Raw genomic sequence first — 17,721 nt, 5'->3', positions numbered from 1 at the left:
AGCCACTACCAGCAGCGACACCAACAACCAGCACCCGATCACGAACTACAGCTGGAGTATTAGGACCCGAGCAAGCCGCGTTCGAAAGCCACCGCCACCGCGGCCGCGCGGTCCTTCACGCCGAGTTTCGCGTACGCGTGCAGCAGGTGCGTCTTCACGGTCGCCTCGCTGATGAACAGCTTCTTCGCCGCTTCCTTGTTCGTCGACCCGCGTGCGACGAGGTTCAACACTTCGACCTCCCGCTGCGACAACGGTTCCTGGGCCGGTGCGCGCATCTGCCCCATGATCCGGCTCGCGACGGCGGGGGAGAGGACGGCCTCGCCGCGGGCGGCGGCGCGCACGGCACGGAACAGTTCCTCGCGCGGCGAATCCTTCAGCAGGTACCCGGTCGCGCCCGCCTCGATCGCGGGCAGCACGTCGGAATCCGTGTCGTACGTGGTCAGCACGAGCACGCGCGCCGGGTTGCCGAGGCGGGCGAGTTCGGTGATCGCGGCGACGCCGTCGGTGCCGGGCATGCGCAGGTCCATCAGCACGACGTCGGGGCGCAGGGCCTCGGCGAGCGTCACCGCCTCGGCGCCGTGCGCGGCCTCGCCCAGCACCTCGAAGCCGCGTTCGCCGGTGAAGATGCCGCGCAGCCCGTCCCGGACGATCGGGTGGTCGTCGGCGATCAGCAGCGTGATGGTCATGAGGCCCCCTCGGTCGGGTCCATTGTGGCAGCCGGGATCGCGGGCAGGCGCGCCGAGATCGCGGTGCCGCCGCCCGGTTCGGACTCGACGTGCAGGGTGCCGGCCAGCCGTTCCGCGCGCCGCCGCATGCCGGGCAGGCCGTGCCCGCCTTCCGCCGTCGGCGGCGCGGGCGAGGGCGCCGGGTCGAAGCCGACGCCGTCGTCGCGCGCGTCGAGGGTCACCTCGTCGCCCATGTAGGACAGGGTGATCCCGACTCGGCCGGCCCGCGCGTGTTTGGCCACATTGGACAGTGCTTCCTGGGTGATCCGCAGCAGGGTGGCCTCCAGCTCCGGATGCAGCGGGACGGCGGTCCCGGTCGTCGAGAACTCCGCGGGCACGCCGGTGCGTTCGCTCCACAGCCGGGCGACCTCGGACAGCGCTTCGGGCAGTGTCGCGGTTTCGAGCGGTTCCGGGCGCAGCGCGGCGACCGAACGCCGCGCCGCGGTGAGGTTTTCCCGGGCCAGCTGGGTCGCCGCGGCGAGGTGGCGTTCCCATTCCGCCGCGTCGTCGCGGGCCTGCGCGGCGGCTTCGAGCTGGGTGATGATGCCGGTGAACCCCTGCGCGAGCGTGTCGTGGATTTCCTGGCTCAGCCGCTGCCGTTCGTCGAGCACGCCCGCCTCGCGCGCCTGCGCGAGCAGTTGCCGTTGCAGCCCGCGGTTCTCCGCCTCGGCGGCGGCCAGCTGGTCCAGCATCCGCTTGCGTTCGGCGTTCTGCCTGCCCACGGCGGCGAACACGGCGCCGCCGCCGCTGATCGCCGCGGTTTGCACGATCACCAGCGAGATCCAGACCCCCGGCGAGGCGGACAGCGCGTGGATCGGCCCGCCGAGCGTCATGGTGTTGATCAGCAGCGAAGTGATGCCGATGCCGAGCACGGCCAGCACCATCGGTTTCATCCGCATGGCGGCGAAGAACGCGTAGACCATGAAGATGACGAAGTACGTTTCGCGCCCTTCGAGGATCGCGCCGAGCGTGACGACCCCGGCGAACGACCCCGCGGCGACCAGCGGGTGGTCGCGGAGTTTCGCGCTGAGCAGGACGGTGGTGAGCAGCAGCCACCCGGCGGCTCCCGCGGCGATCAGCAGGGTCGCTGCCCGGTGGTCGCCCGGACGGTCGGTGCCCAGCGCGGTGAGCAGGACGGAGATCAGCAGCAGGAGCCACGCGAGCAGGGTCTCGGACTGGCGGTACCACCGGTGCCACCGCACCGGCGCCTCGTCCTCCCGTCCCGCTGCCGGAGGCGTCAGCGACCCCCGCCAGTCGAGTTTGACCCCTCGCAGGTCCTCGAGTCTCACGCCTTGAGGTCCTTCAGCTGCGGCCAGATCTCGGCCCAGCTGCCGATCCGGCCGTCGAGCAGCCAGATCGGCATGTGCTGGCTGGCGTTGGGAACACCCAGCCGGTTGTCGACTTCGCCGACGACGCGCGCGGACCGGAAGTGCGCCGCCAGCTTCGCCGGTTCGCGGCCGACGAAGAGCACGGTGTCCGCGTTGTCGTCCGGGCGGCCGAAGTACCAGAATCCGCGGCTGGCGCTGTACGCCTCGGGCAAGCCCTGCTCCGGCCCGTACCGGTCGAGCGCGCCGGCTTGCCAGTACCCGCCGGTGACGAGCGCGGTGCGGGTCCGTTCCTCCGGCGGCAGTGCGCGGTACTGCTTGGCGACGGACGCGGTCAGGTCCGGCCAGCCGTACTCCTCCATCGCGTACGCCGGGCGCGGCGCGGTCGGATGCTCGACCAGCCACTGCACCGGCCACACCGGCAGCGCGTAGGGGAGGCTGTAGACCGCGGAGAGGACGAACATCGGCCACGTCGGCACCCAGCGCCACCACAGCGCGGCCCGCCGGTCCTGGAGATGCACCGCGGCGGCGGCCCACAGCAGGCCGAAAGTGCCTGCGGCGTAATAGAACCGGCCGTTTCCGATCAGGAAGATCGCGAAGACGCCCACGGCGGTCCAGCCGAGGAAGCGGTACGCGCGCAGCCGGGCGCTGCCCAGCAGCACCGCCAGCCCGTACAGCACGCCCAGCGCGCCGATGACCAGACCGGCTCCGGCGAGCAGTGCGGGCACGAACATCGCCCGGCCGCCCGCCTCCTCGACTTCGCGCGAGACCGCGTCGCCCATGCCGAGCTGCGGCCAGCCGTTCGCGGCCTGCCAGAGCAACGTCGGCACGCACGCGAGCGCGGCGATCGCCGCGCCCAGCCACAGTTTGGGGCGGCGCAACAGGTCTCGCGGCCCGAAGACGAGCGCGGCAAGCGCGGTGACCGCCCAGAACCCGCCGAGCAGGAACTTCACGTTCAGCCCGACCGCCGTCGCGACGCCGAGCCACAGCAGCAGGTCGTCGTCGCGGGTGCGGATCCAGCGCACCAGCAGCCACAGCACGATCGTCCACAGCAGAGGGTCCACAGTGGACGTCGCGAGGTAGTGGCCGCTGCCGACGAACTGCCCGCAGATCGCGTACGCCGCGGCGGCGCGGGTCTGCGCCTTGCGTTCGCCGCCCATCTCGCGCGCGATGAGCCCGGTGAACACCACGCCCGCGGCGGTCGCCAGGATCGCCGGGATCCGGAACACGACGAGCGAGCCCGGCGCCACCGAGTTCGCCAGCCAGGCGAGGAACGGCAGCACCGGCGGCTGGTCCGCGTAACCCCACGCGAGGTGTTTGCCCGCGGCGAGGAAGTACAGCTCGTCGCCGAAGTAGCCGTAGCGGCCGGCGGTGGCGAGGAGTACGGCGGCGGTTCCCGCGGCGAGCAGGAAGACCGGGCGCCGAGCGAACTCGGCGAGCGCGCGGTCGGGCGTGCTCGGTGCGGTGGCCGTGGTCACGGCATCCATCCTGCTCCCTGTCGGCGGATCGGGGCTGGCCTCGCCCGCACCCTACGGGCGAGGCCTCGCCCCGGCGTACGGCGGGGGCCGCCGGTCAAGTCCCGGTGTTCGCCAGCTCGGGCCAGATTTCCGCCCACGGCCGCAGCCGCCCGGTGGCCAGCCACATCGGGGTGCCGTCGGCCACACTCGGCTTCGCGTCCCCGGTCGTCACCGTGCCGGCCGGCTCGAGATGGGCGAAATGCCCGAGCAGCGGACGGGGGTCGGCGCCGACGAACAGGACGTCGCGCGCCGAGTCGGGCGGGACGGCCAGCGTCGCGTACCCGCGGTTGGGGCTGGTCGGCTCGGGCAGGCCCAGGCCCGGGCCGTAGCGGTCGAGGGCGCTCGCGGTCCAGTACGTCTCGCCGACGATCGCGGTGTGCGCCGGATCGGGCACGCGATGGAACGCCTTCGCGACCGACTGGGCGCTTTCCGACCACCCGACCTCGGCGAACGAGAACGCCGGCGTCGGCAGCGACGGGTTCTTCGCGACCCAGGAGTGCGGCCACACCGGCAGTGCGGCGGGCACGATCAGCAGCGCGGAGAGCACGTAGACCGGCCAGGTCGGGATCCAGCGCCACCACCGGGACACCTGCCCGGCCTCGAGTTCCACCGCGGCAGCCGCCCAGCACGGCGCGAGCATGCCCGCGATGTAGTAGGAACGGCCGTTGACCGCGAAGAACACCGCGGCGAGCGCGAGCGTGGTCCAGGCGAGGAACCGGTAGGAACGCAGCCGCGGCGAACGCAGCAGCCGCCACAGGCCGTAGCCCAGCAGCACCACGCCGACCGGAACCCCCGTGAGCAGCAGGACCTGCGGGAGCCAGGACAGCCGTCCGCCCCAGGTTTCGCCGACCTCGTGCGAGATCGCCGCGCCCATGCTCAGCTGCGGCCAGCCGTGCCGGGCCTGCCACACCAGCGTCGGGACCAGCGCCAGCGCGGCGAGCGCGGCCCCGGCCCACAGCATCGGGCGGCGCAGCAGGTCGCGCGGGCCGCAGATCAGCAGCGCGATCCCGGCGACGATCCAGAAGCCGCCGATCAGGAACTTCACGTACAACGCGACCGCGGTGACGACGCCGGCCCACAGCAGCAGGCCGTCCCGGCGCGTGCGGATCCAGCGGACGACCAGCCAGAGCAGGACGGTCCAGAGGAACGGGTCCAGGGTCGAGGTCGCCAGGTAGTGGCCGCTGGCCACGAACTGCGTGCAGGCGGCGAACGTCGCGGCGGTGAGCGCCTGCGCGCGAGTGCGGCCGCCGAGTTCGCGGGCGATCAGCGCGGCGAACACGACCCCGGCGAGCATCGCCAGCATCGCGGGGAGCCGCAGGACGAACAGCGAATTCGGCGCGATCGTGTCCATCGCGCGGGCGAGCAGCGGCAGCAGCGGCGGCTGGTCCACGTAGCCCCAGGCCAGATGCCTTCCGGCGGCGAGAAAGTACAGCTCGTCGCCGAAGTAGCCGTAGTTGTTCGCGGTGAGCACCAGCGGCACGGCCATCAGCGCGGCGATGCCGAACACCGGCATCCGGGCGAACGGCGCCACCGAGCGGGAGGTCGTGATTTCCTCTTGTGTCGCGGTCATCGCCTTCACTCCCACCGGAAGAACCGGGCGGCGAGCGCCGAGCACGCGAGGGCGACCACCGCGAGCGAGATCATCGGCAGCAGGTGCGGCGCGTGTCCGGCGGCGGTCTCGCGCAGGCTGCCGAGCGTCGCGCCCAGCGGCAGGATGTCCGCGACGTGCTGCAACACCGGCGACAGCTGTTCCTTCGGCACCCAGACGCCGCCGAGGGCGAGCATCGGGAAGAACACCGCCGCGCCGATCCCGTTCGCCGCGCGGCCGGTCGGCACGAACGCGGCGAGCAGCGTGCCGACCGAGAACAGCGACACCGCGCCCAGCAGCAGGACCGCGAGGAAACCGCCCGGGTTCTTCGGCAGGGCCATGCCGAGCGCGATCGTGCCCACCCCCACGACGAGCACGATCGCGACGACGGCGACGGCGAGGTTCACCAGCAGTTGCGCGGCCAGCAGCCGCGACGGCGGCATCGGGCTCGCCGCCAGCCGCTTCAGCACCCCCTTCTCCCGGTGCGCGGCCATCGCGCCGGGCAGCAGGTACACCGCGAGCATTCCGAGCAGGAGAGCCACCGCCATCGGCGCGATCACCGTGGCCAGCGACGATTGGCCGCCGTATTGGGCGCTCGGCTCGCGCGAACCCGGCATCAGCCCGAACACCAGCAGCAACGCCAACGGGATCCCGAGCACCACGGCGGGCGCGCCCGGGTCGCGGAGGAAGATCTTCGCCTCGGCGACGGTCAGCTTCGACAACACTTCCGGTTCCCCCCTCAGTCCAGTTTCCGGCCGGTCAGCGCGACGAAGGCGTCGTCGAGGCTGGCCTGTTCCACCCGCAGCTCGCCCGCCACCACGTCGGCGCGGGCGAGGAACGACGTCACCGCCTGCAGCGCGCCGGCGCCGCCGGTCACCACCAGCTGCGCGCCGTTCCGCTCGGCCCGCAGCACGTCCGGCAGCCCGGCCAGTTCTCGCGGATCGACCGGCGCGGACGGGCGGAACCGGATGCGCTGCTCGCCGCCGACCCGTCCGACGAGCCCCGCCGGGGTGTCGATCGCGACGACGCGCCCGGCGTCGATCACCGCGATCCGGTCGCACAGCCGCTCGGCCTCCTCCATGAAGTGCGTGACGAGCACGACCGTCACGCCTTCCGCGCGGACCGCTTCGACGAGGTCCCAGGTGTCGCGGCGGGCCTGCGGGTCGAGACCGGTCGTCAGCTCGTCGAGCACCACCGCCTCGGGGCTGCCGACCAGCGCGAGCGCGATCGACACGCGTTGCTGCTGGCCGCCGGAAAGCTTGCGGTAGAAGGTGTTCCGCGCTTCGGTCAGCCCGAGCAGCGCCATCAGCCGCTCCGGGTCGGCCGGGGTGCGGTACATCGCGGCGAACAGGCCGAGCACCTCGCCGACGCGCAACCGGCCGGGCAGCTGGCTTTCCTGCAGCTGGACGCCGAGACGCTGCCGCAGTTCGCGGACGTCGCGCCGCGGGTCGAGCCCGAGCACCGAAACGGTGCCGCCGTCGGGGGAGCGCAGGCCCTCGACGCATTCGACCGTGGTGGTCTTCCCGGCGCCGTTGGGGCCCAGGATCCCGAAGATCTCGCCCTGCTCCACGGTGAACGAAACGTCTTCCACCGCCGTTTTCCCGCGGTAGCGTTTATGGAGGTTCCGCACCTCGATGACCGGCATTGCCCCGGAGTCCCCTCTCGAATCGCAGCGGTTGCTGCCTTCGAGAATTCCGGGCCGCGGGGCCGATCGGATCAGCGGAACGGCGCGAGTTCCGGTCCACCGGCTGTTTCCCCCGCATCCACCGATCGGTGGATGCGGAAGTAGATCATCGGGTTGTCGCGGCCGGGGTGCACGGCGGCGTCGACGCCGAGTTCGCGGCGCAGTTCGGTGAGGCGAGCGTACGCGTGTTTCGCGCGGGCGCGGGCCGCGGTGAAGTACGGGGTCTGCGTTTTTTCCAGCCAGCGCACGACTTCGGCGCCTTCGGTGAACGGCAGCGGGGTGGCGCGGTGAAAGACGTCGTGCACGCTCACCGCGGCGTCGAGTTCCGGGAAGACGGCGGAGAGGTACCACCTCGCGAAGCGCGCGCCGTGGTCGGCGTCGATGAACAGATAGTCCACATCGGACAGCCAGTCGCCGGCGAGGGTGCGCGCGTCGCCCTGGCGGAACTCCCAGCGGCCCTTGGCCAGCGCGGGCGGGACGGTCCGGGTCGCGTTCCCGACGAGGTCGACCGTGGTCAGCCGGCCGGTGCCGTTGTCCGCGAGCGCGCGGAGGAGCCAGCTCGTGGACCAGCCGTGCAGCGAGCCGATCTCCACGACTTTCTCCGGTCTGAGGTACCGCAGAAGCAGGTAGGTGATCTCCGCCTCGACGTCGTCCAGCTGCGTCTTCATCGCCGGATGCGCGCGGCGATGGGCTCGCTGGGCGTCCTTCGCGGCGCGCAACGCATCGGCGTGCTCGGCATACAGCGAGCACACGAGGTCGAGCGTCACCTGGTTCGCGGTTCGTTCCATGCCGCTGATCGTGGCCGGGCGAACCGCCCCGGGTAATCCGGCTGACCGCCGGGCGGGGTGGGGAATTCCCCCGTCCCCGGTTACGGATGCCTGCGCCAGCCGAGCGTTATGTCCTTTGTGGACAGCCAGGCGGTCAGGTCGTAGCCGTGCGCGGCGAGCCCTTCGACAGCGGCGTACGCGGCTTCGAGCGCGTACTCGCCCTCCTTCTCTGACAGCAGCTTTCCGGCGACAGCGGCGAGAAGCTCGTCGGTGTCGATCACCCGGACCGAGATCTTGTCCTTGAGCACGAGGTCGAGGTAGAGGTCGGTGGCGATCCAGCGCGGTCCGTCGCGGTGCACGCGCACCACGTCGAGGTAGAAGTCCTGGTCGCGTTCGTGGCCGGGGCTGAACCAGAAGTCGGTGATCCGCAGCCCCAGCTCCGGCAGCAGCCACGACTCGAGGTAGTGGAACTGCGCCCGCCCCGGCGTCGGCCGCGCCAGGTACAGGCCGAACGGCTCCTCGCGGAACTCCTCCACGTCGCGGCGGATGCCCTTGTTGTCGATGTTCACGCGGGCGGCCGGGTCGAACGTCTCGACCTTGGGCGGGTGCAGATCGGTCATCCGCCCATCCTGCCTTGCCCGCGCGCTGGAGGAGAATCGCCGGAACGCCGGTCCGGGGCCCGGCCGGCGGGCTAGAGTTCCCGGGTCATTCGGTTCTCCTGGGGGGACGAGCGGTTGTTCGGGATCATCAGGCCCTGCCGGCATCGGCTGGCCGGGCGGCTTCATGCGGACTGGACGGCGCATCTGTGCGGACTGTGCCTCGCCCTGCGCGACCAGCACGGGCAGTTCGCCCGGGTCGTGACGAACTACGACGCGCTGATCGTGTCGGCGCTGGTCGAGGCGCAGCTGCCGAGCGGGCCCCGGCGGGCCGCGGGACCGTGCCCGCTGCGGTCGATGCGGCCGGCGTCGGTCGCGGTCGGCGACGGTGCCCGGCTCGCCGCGGCGGTGTCGCTCGTGCTCGCCTCGGCGAAGGTGGACGACCACGTCGCCGACCGGGACGGAGCGTTCGCCCGGCGGCCGGTGGCCGGAGCGGCTCGGCTGGTCGCCCGGCGCTGGGCCGCGCAGGGCGGGCGGACGGGTGCTGACATCGGTTTCGACACTGCGGTGCTGACTGAGGCGGTCGGTCGGCAAGGGGAGCTCGAACGCGCTCTGCGGGCCGGGGACTCGCCCCTGCTGGCGACCGAACCGGCTGAGCTGGCGTCGTCCGCGGCGTTCGCGCAGACCGCGGTGCTGGCCGGACGCCCCGCCAACCGCGCGCCGCTCGCCGAGGCCGGGCGGCTCTTCGGCCGGGTGGCGCACCTGCTCGACGCGGTCGAGGACCTGGCCGCGGACGCCGCCTCCGGTGCCTGGAACCCGTTGCTGGCCACGGGAACCGCGCTGGACGAGGCACGCCGGTTGTGCTCGGACGCGGTGCTCGGGGTCGAGCTGGCGCTGCGGGAGGCGGAGTTCGCCGATTCGGCGTTGGTGCACGTGCTGCTGGTGCACGAGCTGCGGCAGGCGGTGCGGCGGACGTTCGGGCACCACCATCCGCACGGGCAGCAGCCGCCGCCCGGGTGGATCGGGCCGGGACCGACGCCGCAGCAGTCGCCGTACGGGCCGGGGATCGGCGCGCCCGGGCCCGCTCAGCCGGGGGTGTCCGGGTACGGTCCGCCGCCGGGTTACGGCGCTCCGGTTCCCGGATACGGACCTGCCGGAATGCCCGGCCCGGGCGGACCCGGGGGACCAGGAGGGCCAGGTGGACCAGGAGGGCCAGGTGGACCAGGAGGGCCGGGCGGTCCGGACGGTCCCGAGCCGCCGGAGGGCGGTGGCTCGCTGGACGGCAAGGGCGGCGGCTGCTGGGCGCCGAGGTTCGCGGTCCCGCCGAAACGCCGGAACTTCTTCGCGGGCTGCGCGATCGCGACCTACATGTGCTGCTCGTGCCAGTTCTGCTGCCGCGACCCGTACCCGGGCCCGTGGAGCGGCGAACCGAACGGCAGCTGCGACTGCGACTGCGACTGCTGCGATTGCTGCAGCTGCTGCGACGGGTGCGACTGCGGCAACTGCTGAGGGACACCGGCGATCGGCGGGCTCGGGTTTCGCCTCCGGCCCGGAGAAGCGGCAGATCCCCAGCTCAGCGGGGCCGTGGCGGAAATTGTCGGTGCTCCGGCCTACCCTGGTTCTCGTGGCTTTCGCAACCGAACACCCCGTCCTCGCCCAGTCCGACTTCCGCCCCGTCTCCGAGGTGCCGCGCGCCGGCGGGCGGTTCGAGGTCGTCAGCGAGTACCAGCCCGCCGGCGACCAGCCGGCGGCGATCGACGAGCTCGAACGCCGGATCAAGGCGGGCGAGAAGGACGTCGTGCTGCTCGGCGCCACCGGCACCGGCAAATCGGCCACCACCGCGTGGCTGATCGAGCGCGTCCAGCGGCCCACGCTGGTGATGGCCCCGAACAAGACGCTGGCCGCCCAGCTGGCGAACGAGCTGCGCGAACTGTTCCCGCACAACGCGGTCGAGTACTTCGTCAGCTACTACGACTACTACCAGCCCGAGGCGTACATCGCGCAGACGGACACCTACATCGAGAAGGACTCGTCGATCAACGACGACGTCGAGCGGCTGCGCCACTCCGCGACGATGAACCTGCTTTCGCGGCGCGACGTCATCGTGGTCGCGTCCGTGTCGTGCATCTACGGCCTGGGCACGCCGCAGTCGTACCTCGACCGGTCCACGAAGCTGGAGGTCGGCGCCACGGTGGAGCGCGACGTGCTGCTGCGCGCGCTGGTCGACGTGCAGTACTCGCGCAACGACATCGCCTTCGCGCGCGGCACGTTCCGCGTCCGCGGCGACACGGTGGAGATCATCCCGGCGTACGAGGAGCTGGCGATCCGCGTCGAGTTCTTCGGCGACGAGATCGACAAGCTGTACTACCTGCACCCGCTCACCGGCGACATCGTGCGCGAGGTCGACGAGGTCCGGATCTTCCCGGCCACGCACTACGTCGCCGGCCCGGAGCGGATGGAGAAGGCGATCCGCGGCATCGAGGCCGAGCTGGAGGAGCGGCTGGCCGAACTGGAGAAGCAGGGCAAGCTGCTGGAGGCCCAGCGGCTGCGGATGCGCACCGCCTACGACATCGAGATGATGCGCCAGGTCGGCTTCTGCTCCGGCATCGAGAACTACTCGCGGCACATCGACGGCCGCGGCCCGGGTTCCGCGCCGGCCACGCTGATCGACTACTTCCCGGAAGACTTCCTGCTGGTCATCGACGAATCGCACCAGACGGTGCCGCAGATCGGCGGCATGTACGAGGGCGACATGAGCCGCAAGCGCAACCTCGTCGACTACGGGTTCCGGCTGCCGAGTGCGGTCGACAACCGGCCGCTGACCTGGGAGGAGTTCTCCGACCGGATCGGGCAGACGGTGTACCTGTCGGCGACGCCGGGCCCGTACGAGATGGGGCAGACCGGCGGCGAGTTCGTCGAGCAGGTCATCCGGCCCACCGGCCTGGTCGACCCGAAGGTGGTCGTGAAGCCCACCGAGGGCCAGATCGACGACCTGGTGCACGAGATCCGCGAGCGCGCCGAGAAGGACGAGCGCGTCCTGGTCACCACGCTCACCAAGAAGATGGCCGAGGACCTCACGGACTACCTGCTGGAGCTGGGCATCCGGGTGCGGTACCTGCACTCGGAGGTCGACACGCTGCGCCGGGTCGAGCTGCTGCGCCAGCTGCGCGCGGGCGACTACGACGTCCTGGTCGGCATCAACCTGCTGCGCGAGGGCCTCGACCTGCCCGAGGTGTCGCTGGTCGCGATCCTCGACGCGGACAAGGAAGGCTTCCTGCGCAGCGGCACGTCGCTGATCCAGACCATCGGCCGCGCGGCGCGGAACGTGTCCGGCGAGGTCCACATGTACGCGGACAAGATCACCGATTCGATGCGGTACGCGATCGACGAGACCGACCGCCGCCGCGCGAAGCAGATCGCCTACAACGAGGAACGCGGACTCGACCCGCAGCCGCTGCGCAAGAAGATCGCCGACATCCTCGACCGCGTCTACAGCGAGGCGGAGGACTCCGACGAGACGGTCGCGGTCGGTGGTTCGGGCCGCAACGCCTCGCGCGGCAAGAAACCGGAACAGGGCGACCGCGTCCGCAGCTCGGGCATGCTCACCGACAAGAACGTGTCGGGGATGCCGCGCGCCGAACTGGCCGACCTGATCCAGCAGATGACCGACCAGATGATGCAGGCCGCCCGCGACCTGCAGTTCGAACTGGCCGCCCGGCTGCGCGACGAGGTCGCCGACCTGAAGAAGGAACTGCGGGGGATGGACGCGGCCGGGATCAAGTAGTTACACCCTTTCCGGTACCATTACACCATGGCGATGAACATCAAGGATCCGGAAACGGAGCGCCTGGCCGCGGAGGTGGCCGAACTGACCGGCACCACGAAGACCGGCGCGGTCCGCGAGGCTCTCCAGCTGCGCCGGGACCAGTTGCGCAAGCACGAGAACGCCGAGCAACGGCTGAAGCAGATGCGCCGGGTGCTCGAGGAGGAGATCTGGCCGCTCATCCCACCCGAGGAACTGGGAAAGCCGCTCTCCAAGGAAGAGGAAGAGGACATTCTCGGATTCGGGCCGGAGGGCGTGTGATCGTCGACAGTTCCGCGATCGTCGCGATTCTCCTGCGCGAGCCGGGCCACGATCTGCTCGAAGAGCGCCTCGCCGAGGCAACCGCGCCGAAAATCGGCGCGCCGACTCTGGTGGAGGCAGGCATCGTCCTGACCGTGCGGCTCGGTTCGCGGGGGAGGCTTGCCCTGGCCCGGTTCATGCAGGACAACCACATCACGGTCGTCCCGTTCACCGAGGAACACAGCGAGATCGCCACCGACGCCTTCAGCCAGTTCGGGAAGGGCCGTCATCCGGCGAAGCTGAACCTCGGAGACTGCCACAGCTACGCCACCGCCAAAATCGCCGGGGAACCGCTGCTCTGCATCGGCGACGACTTCCCGCAAACCGACCTGGAGCTGGTCAAGCTGGAGGAGAACTGACGGCGCCTGGGCCGGGAAGAAACCCCAGTGCCCGGGGGTGCACTCCGAACTGAGGCACCCCCGGTTCCCGGACCCTCGCTTCGACTTTCACAGAAACATGCGCCCGAAGCAATGGGCGCGCGGGCAGAGCTGAGGCAAGAAAGTCCCCTTCCCGCGATCGGCCCAGGCCACCCGTCGGGTGGCGGGTCAGCGCTTCAGCACCTTCTCCACGTACGCCTTCACCGCCGCCAGCGCCGGTTCCGACCGCCACAGCCGTTCCACCTGCGCGTCGTCGGACACGCGGTTCTCCGCGATCCGCTGGTGGTACGGCTGGCGCAGCTGCTGCTTCGTGTGCGCGAACGCCTCCGCGGGCAGTTCGCCGAGGCGGGCGGCCAGCTCGCGGGCCCGGCCGAGCACGTCCTCGCCGGCCACGACCTCGTCGACCAGGCCGCGGGGGAGCGCGTCGGCCATGGTGACCGTCGCGCCGCTGTAGATCAGCGACGGCAGCGGCGTCGTTCCGTAGGTGCAGCGCATGATTTCCAGCGCCGACAACGGGAACGGCACGCCCACCAGCAGCTCCGTCACGCCGATGCGGCCGGGGCCGTCCGCGGCGATCCGGTGGTCGCACGCCGCCGCCAGGACCATGCCGCCCGCGATGGCGTGGCCGTTCAGCGCCGCCACCACCGGGCGCGGGAAGCCGAAAACGGCCAGGAACGCGTCCGACAGCGCGGGCAGGAAATCGCTGACATACCGGGCGCCGCCCTCGTCGACGGCCAGCAGGTCCACTCCGGCGCAGAAAATGTCGCCGGACCCGCTGAGCACGACCGCGCGCGCCCCGGCCGCGTCGGCCTCTTCGAGTCTGATCACCAGTTCTTTGCAGGTGGCGGTGTCGAGGGTGTTGCCGCGCCCGTGGTCGAGGGTCACGAGTGCGACGCCGGCATCGAGTTCCAGGTGGATCGTCACGCGCCGAACCGTACCGGACGTCCCGGCTCAGCTGGTGACGTCCTTGCGCGCGAACCGGCGGCCCGCCAGCAGCAGGAACACCGTCGTGTAGAGGACCGACGACAGCACCCCGCTGGCCAGGTTCGTCCAGTCGATGTCGGTGGAGATCAAGTCGAGCCAGGCGAACGAATAGTGCGTCGGCAGATAGTTCCGCAATCCCGCCAACGCGGTGATCTGGTCGAGGATCTGCGACAGGATCGCCACCAGCACCGTCCCGCCGACCGCGCCCAGCGGCGCGTCCGTCGAAACGCTCAGCAATAGCGCCAGCCCGGCGACCCAGGCGAGCTGCACCACGATGTACACAGTGGACATCAGCAGCGCGAGCAGGCTGTCGCCGAAGCCGACCGCGTCGCCGGTGGGGCTGATCGCGTCGCCCGCGCCGTACCAGATGAGGCCGACCACCAGCGACATCACCGGCAGCAGCACCAGCGCGGCGATCGACAGCAGCCCGGACACCGCGGCCTTCTGCCGCAGCAGCCGATGCCGCGGCACCGGGATCGCCAGCAGGTACTTCAGGCTCGACCACGACGATTCGCTCGCGATCGTGTCGCCGAAGAACAACGCGACGATCATCGGCAGCAGGAACGTGCCGGACACGAAGAAGGCGAGCACCACGAAGTTCGGCGCGCTCGCCGTCGCCAGGTCCACGAACCCGCCGGAGCGGCGATTCGGGTTGGACTGCCCGATCTGGAACGCCACCACGAGGATGAACGGCAGCACCGCGACGAACGCCAGCACCAGCTGGGTCCGCCGGCGGCGCAGCTGCCGTTTCAGCTCCACGCCCAGCCGCAGCGTCCGGTCGGCGCGGTAGCCGGCGACCGCGCCGTCCGGACCGACCTCGGCCGGTTCCGCGGTGGCCAGGTCGCTCAGTTCCTGCAGTGCCGCCGGGTCGGTGTGCACCCCGCCGGAACCGTTGCCCTCGCTCATGAATCCTCTCCCACCAGCTGCAGGAACGCGTCTTCGAGCCGGCGGCGCGGCCCGGCCTGCTCCACCGCGACCCCGGCGCGCACCAGCGCGGCGACCGCCTCGGCGCGCGGCAGCCCGTCGAGATTCGCGTGCACCAGATCGCCTTCGGTCTCGATGTCCGACACCCCGCCGACGCTCTTGAGCGCCGCCGCGGCCGCCGCCGAGTCGCCGACCCGGAACGTGGCCTCGCCGCTCGAGGCCGCCAGCTCGCTGACCTCTCCCGAAGCCACGAGCCGCCCGCGGTGCATGACCACCACGTGCGAACACGTCTGCTCGACCTCGGCCAGCAGGTGGCTCGAGACGACGACGGTGCGCCCGGTGGCGGCGTAGCGCCGCAGGACTTCGCGCATCTGGTGGATCTGCGGCGGGTCGAGCCCGTTGGTCGGTTCGTCGAGCACCATCAGCTCCGGCAGCCCGAGCATCGCCTGCGCGATCGCGAGCCGCTGCCGCATGCCCTGGCTGTAGGTCTTCACCCGGCGGTGCACCGCGTCGCCGAGCCCGGCGATCTCCAGCGCCTCGGTGAAATGCGCCTTCTCGGCCGACCGCCCGGTCGCCGCCCAGTACAGCTCCAGGTTCGCCTTGCCGGACAGATGCGGCAGGAACCCGGAGCCCTCGACGAACGACCCGATCCGCGACAGCACCGGCGCGCCCGGCGCGATCCGGTGGCCGAACACGCGGATTTCGCCCGCGGTCGGCGTGATCAGGCCCATCAGCATCCGCAGCGTGGTCGTCTTGCCAGCGCCGTTCGGGCCGAGCAGGCCGAGCACCTGGCCCGGTTCGACGCGGAACGACAGGTCGGACACCGCGGTGAACCCTCCGGCGTACTGCTTGCGCAGTCCCTTGATCACCAGCGGGGTGTCCGCGAGTTCCGGGTCGACGTCGTGCGCCCGGCGCCGCCGGATCGCCGCGACCACGACGGCCGCGATCGCGACCAGCAGCGTCGCGCCGATGCCGATCAGCTGCCCGACCGGCAGGGGAGCGCCGACCGAGGCGCCGGGCACCACCGGGACGGCGAGCGCCGCGCCGGGCGCGAGCCCGACCCGGAACACCGCCGGCTGGGTCGGCACCGAGTACGCCTGGTCCGTCGTGCCCACGACGAGCCGCAGCGAATGCCCGGAGTCGATCGGCCGCACGACCCCGGGCAGCGTCACCGTGACGTCGACCGGAGTGCCGTCCGCGGGCAGCCCGGTGACCCGGAACGGCGCGACCGCGTTCGCGGGCAGCACGCGGGTGCCGTCCTGGCCGACGTCGTACAGCTTCGCGAACAGCACTGCTTCCGGCTGCGGATTCGCCGGGTCGGCCGCGACCTGAAGCCGGACCGTGCTCGAACCGGAGAGCAGCACTTGGCTGTCGAAGGGCGCGGTACTGAACTGCGCGGCTTGTCCCGGAGGGTCGCTGCTGAACAGCGGAGCCAGCCGGGAGGTGCTCGCCGCGAGCCCGTTGAGCCCGGGAATCCCGCTCACCGCGGCCGGATTCGCGCCGGCGGGGCGGACGATCGGCTGCGCCGGACCGCTGAGCGCCACCTGCTTCCGTTCGGTTCCGGCGCCGGCGAGCCCGGGGTAGGCGGCGGCGTTGACCGTCCGGACCGACGGGGTTCCGTTGGCGCGCAACGTGCCTTGGACGTCGTAGCTGAACCCGCGGCCCGGGTCGCCCTGGCCGGTGAGCGACGACCACAGGAAGTCGCCGATCTTCGCGCGCAGCTGCGGTCCGGGGATGCCGCCGTCGTGCCCTCCGGTGTACCAGATCGTGCGCACCGATCCGCCCGCCGCGGTGATCTGCCGAGCGGTGGCGTCGGACTGGTCGAGCCCGAACAGCGTGTCGCTCTCGCCCTGGACGAGCAGGGCCGGCGCGGTGATCTTGCCGGTGACCGACGAGGGGGAGACGCGGTGCAGCAGCGCGACCGTCTCCGGGCCGGCCTTGCCGGTGGTCGCGAGTTCCGCGTACGCCTTGCACACGGCCGCGGTGAACCGGCCGCACGGATCCGCGGACGGCCGCTCGGCGCGGGCACTCGAGGGCGGTGCGGCGGCCTGCGGCGCGGTGCCTCCGCTGTTCCCGGCCGTGCCGCCGGTGTCGCTGGTGGGCTGCCCCGCCTCGGGAGCTTCGGCGGACGGCGTGCTCGCCGCGGCCGCGCCCGAACCGGCGGAGAAAAAGATGCCCGCCCAGCTCTTCTTGAAGACGCCGTCCGGAGAGAACGCGCCAGCGGCCGGAGTCTTCGCCGGCGGAGCGGTCGCCGCGGCGGCGTTCGGCACGAGGGCCTGGCCGAGGTCGTTGTAGGTGATCACCGGAGCGAGCGCGCGCACCCGATGGTCGGTCCCGGCGAGCAGCAGCGAGAGCGAACCGCCGTAGGACGCCCCGGTCACGCCGATCTCGGGCGCGCCGTCCGAGCCGGTCGCCACGTCGTGGCTCGCCGCCNNTGGCTCGCCGCCAGCCGGTCGACGAGCCGCCGCGCGTCGGCGACCTCGCCGTCGGGGTCGTTCAGCCCGATTTTGCCGGTGCTGTGCCCGAATCCGCGCGCGGACCAGGCGAGCACCACGAACCCGCGCTGGGCCAGCTCGCGCGCCTGCGGGTCCACACTGGACTTGTCGCCGCCGAAGCCGTGCGCGAGCAGCACCGCGGGCGCTGGCGTGTGTTCGGGGTAGTAGGTCGTCGTGTCGATCCGGACCTGGTCGGAGGACCCCGGCGCGGCGGGCATCGAGACGAAAGCGTCCTGGGTCCGGACCGGCGCGGGGCCGCGGTCGCGGGTCGCCCAGACGGTCACCGCGGCCGCGGCGACCAGCACCACGGCGGCGACGGCGGCGAGCCGGGAACCGCGGGTGCGGGGAATCGGGATTCGGGGCACGACGCGACGTTATGACGATTTCGCTGAGAACGGGGATGCGGCCTCACGCGGATTACACATGAGGGTCACTCGTGGAGGGAGTGGAGGCGTGGGGGCGTTAGCCCGGGGCGGGTTTAGGGGGAAGGGCGCCACGCGCGAACTGTGTTTGATGGCGTCGGCTTCGCCGCCGCGGGCGGGATCGCTTTTAGCCGGCGTTTGGGGTGAGCGGCGGGAGGGGCCTTCGGCCTGTCCCGCCGCTCACCCCAAACGCC

General features: G+C 71.7%; 14 protein-coding genes and 1 pseudogene. 4 read left to right on the top strand and 11 right to left on the bottom strand.

Annotated features, from left to right (window positions below; genetic code table 11):
- Positions 1-59: 59 nt before the first annotated feature.
- The 8 genes from L942_RS21735 to L942_RS21700 form a co-directional block, all read right to left on the bottom strand.
- Positions 60-686: a response regulator gene (locus tag L942_RS21735; RefSeq protein ID WP_037363415.1), complete on the bottom strand. Its 627-nt coding sequence runs from the start codon at positions 684-686 to the stop codon at positions 60-62.
- Positions 683-2,014 (bottom strand): sensor histidine kinase, encoded by a 1,332-nt coding sequence (locus tag L942_RS21730; RefSeq protein WP_235079306.1) that lies wholly within the window; start codon positions 2,012-2,014, stop codon positions 683-685. The genes L942_RS21735 and L942_RS21730 overlap by 4 nt, the downstream gene beginning before the upstream one ends.
- Positions 2,011-3,528, bottom strand: a complete 1,518-nt coding sequence (locus L942_RS21725) for an ArnT family glycosyltransferase (protein WP_440201333.1) — start codon at positions 3,526-3,528, stop codon at positions 2,011-2,013. Before L942_RS21725 ends, L942_RS21730 begins: the two co-directional genes overlap by 4 nt.
- Positions 3,529-3,622: 94 nt before the next feature.
- Positions 3,623-5,137 carry an ArnT family glycosyltransferase gene (locus L942_RS21720; RefSeq protein WP_037363418.1) on the bottom strand — a complete coding sequence of 505 codons (1,515 nt, stop codon included), beginning with the start codon at positions 5,135-5,137 and terminating at the stop codon, positions 3,623-3,625.
- 5 nt (positions 5,138-5,142) lie between these two features.
- A complete protein-coding gene (locus L942_RS21715) occupies positions 5,143-5,880 on the bottom strand; it encodes an ABC transporter permease (protein WP_037363409.1) in 738 nt (245 codons plus the stop codon).
- 14 nt (positions 5,881-5,894) lie between these two features.
- On the bottom strand, positions 5,895-6,800 hold the full coding sequence (locus tag L942_RS21710; RefSeq protein ID WP_037363398.1) for an ABC transporter ATP-binding protein: 906 nt from the start codon (positions 6,798-6,800) through the stop codon (positions 5,895-5,897).
- Between the two features lie 71 nt (positions 6,801-6,871).
- Positions 6,872-7,627, bottom strand: a complete 756-nt coding sequence (locus L942_RS21705; RefSeq protein ID WP_037363396.1) for a class I SAM-dependent methyltransferase — start codon at positions 7,625-7,627, stop codon at positions 6,872-6,874.
- A gap of 80 nt (positions 7,628-7,707) precedes the next feature.
- Positions 7,708-8,226 carry a DUF402 domain-containing protein gene (locus tag L942_RS21700; RefSeq protein WP_037363394.1) on the bottom strand — a complete coding sequence of 173 codons (519 nt, stop codon included), beginning with the start codon at positions 8,224-8,226 and terminating at the stop codon, positions 7,708-7,710.
- Positions 8,227-8,340: 114 nt separating this feature from the next.
- On the opposite strand from L942_RS21700, the gene L942_RS21695 reads away from it, so the two are divergent.
- From L942_RS21695 to L942_RS21680, 4 genes are all read left to right on the top strand, one after another.
- Entirely contained in the window at positions 8,341-9,711 is a 1,371-nt protein-coding gene (locus L942_RS21695) for a DUF5685 family protein (protein WP_037363391.1), read from the top strand.
- A gap of 115 nt (positions 9,712-9,826) precedes the next feature.
- Positions 9,827-11,986, top strand: coding sequence for an excinuclease ABC subunit UvrB (uvrB, locus tag L942_RS21690; RefSeq protein WP_037363389.1), 2,160 nt, complete (start codon positions 9,827-9,829; stop codon positions 11,984-11,986).
- 27 nt (positions 11,987-12,013) lie between these two features.
- Positions 12,014-12,286 (top strand): type II toxin-antitoxin system VapB family antitoxin, encoded by a 273-nt coding sequence (locus L942_RS21685; protein WP_037363386.1) that lies wholly within the window; start codon positions 12,014-12,016, stop codon positions 12,284-12,286.
- Positions 12,283-12,684: a type II toxin-antitoxin system VapC family toxin gene (locus L942_RS21680; RefSeq protein ID WP_037363384.1), complete on the top strand. Its 402-nt coding sequence runs from the start codon at positions 12,283-12,285 to the stop codon at positions 12,682-12,684. The genes L942_RS21685 and L942_RS21680 overlap by 4 nt, the downstream gene beginning before the upstream one ends.
- Positions 12,685-12,870: 186 nt before the next feature.
- Here L942_RS21680 and L942_RS21675 read toward each other — a convergent pair whose 3' ends face one another.
- The 3 genes and pseudogenes from L942_RS21675 to L942_RS21665 form a co-directional block, all read right to left on the bottom strand.
- Complete coding sequence (locus L942_RS21675; protein ID WP_037363376.1) at positions 12,871-13,626, bottom strand: enoyl-CoA hydratase/isomerase family protein; 756 nt, start codon at positions 13,624-13,626, stop codon at positions 12,871-12,873.
- A gap of 27 nt (positions 13,627-13,653) precedes the next feature.
- Positions 13,654-14,592, bottom strand: coding sequence for an ABC transporter permease (locus tag L942_RS21670; protein WP_037363373.1), 939 nt, complete (start codon positions 14,590-14,592; stop codon positions 13,654-13,656).
- Positions 14,589-17,470 (bottom strand): annotated as a pseudogene (locus tag L942_RS21665) (alpha/beta fold hydrolase). The gene L942_RS21670 and the pseudogene L942_RS21665 overlap by 4 nt, the downstream one beginning before the upstream one ends.
- Positions 17,471-17,721 lie beyond the last annotated feature (251 nt).

The organism is Amycolatopsis orientalis DSM 43388, from assembly GCF_000411975.1.
Lineage (GTDB): Bacteria > Actinomycetota > Actinomycetes > Mycobacteriales > Pseudonocardiaceae > Amycolatopsis > Amycolatopsis orientalis_D.
The sequence above is the reverse complement of the archived record's forward strand: the minus strand, read 5'-3'. Positions and strand labels throughout refer to the sequence as shown.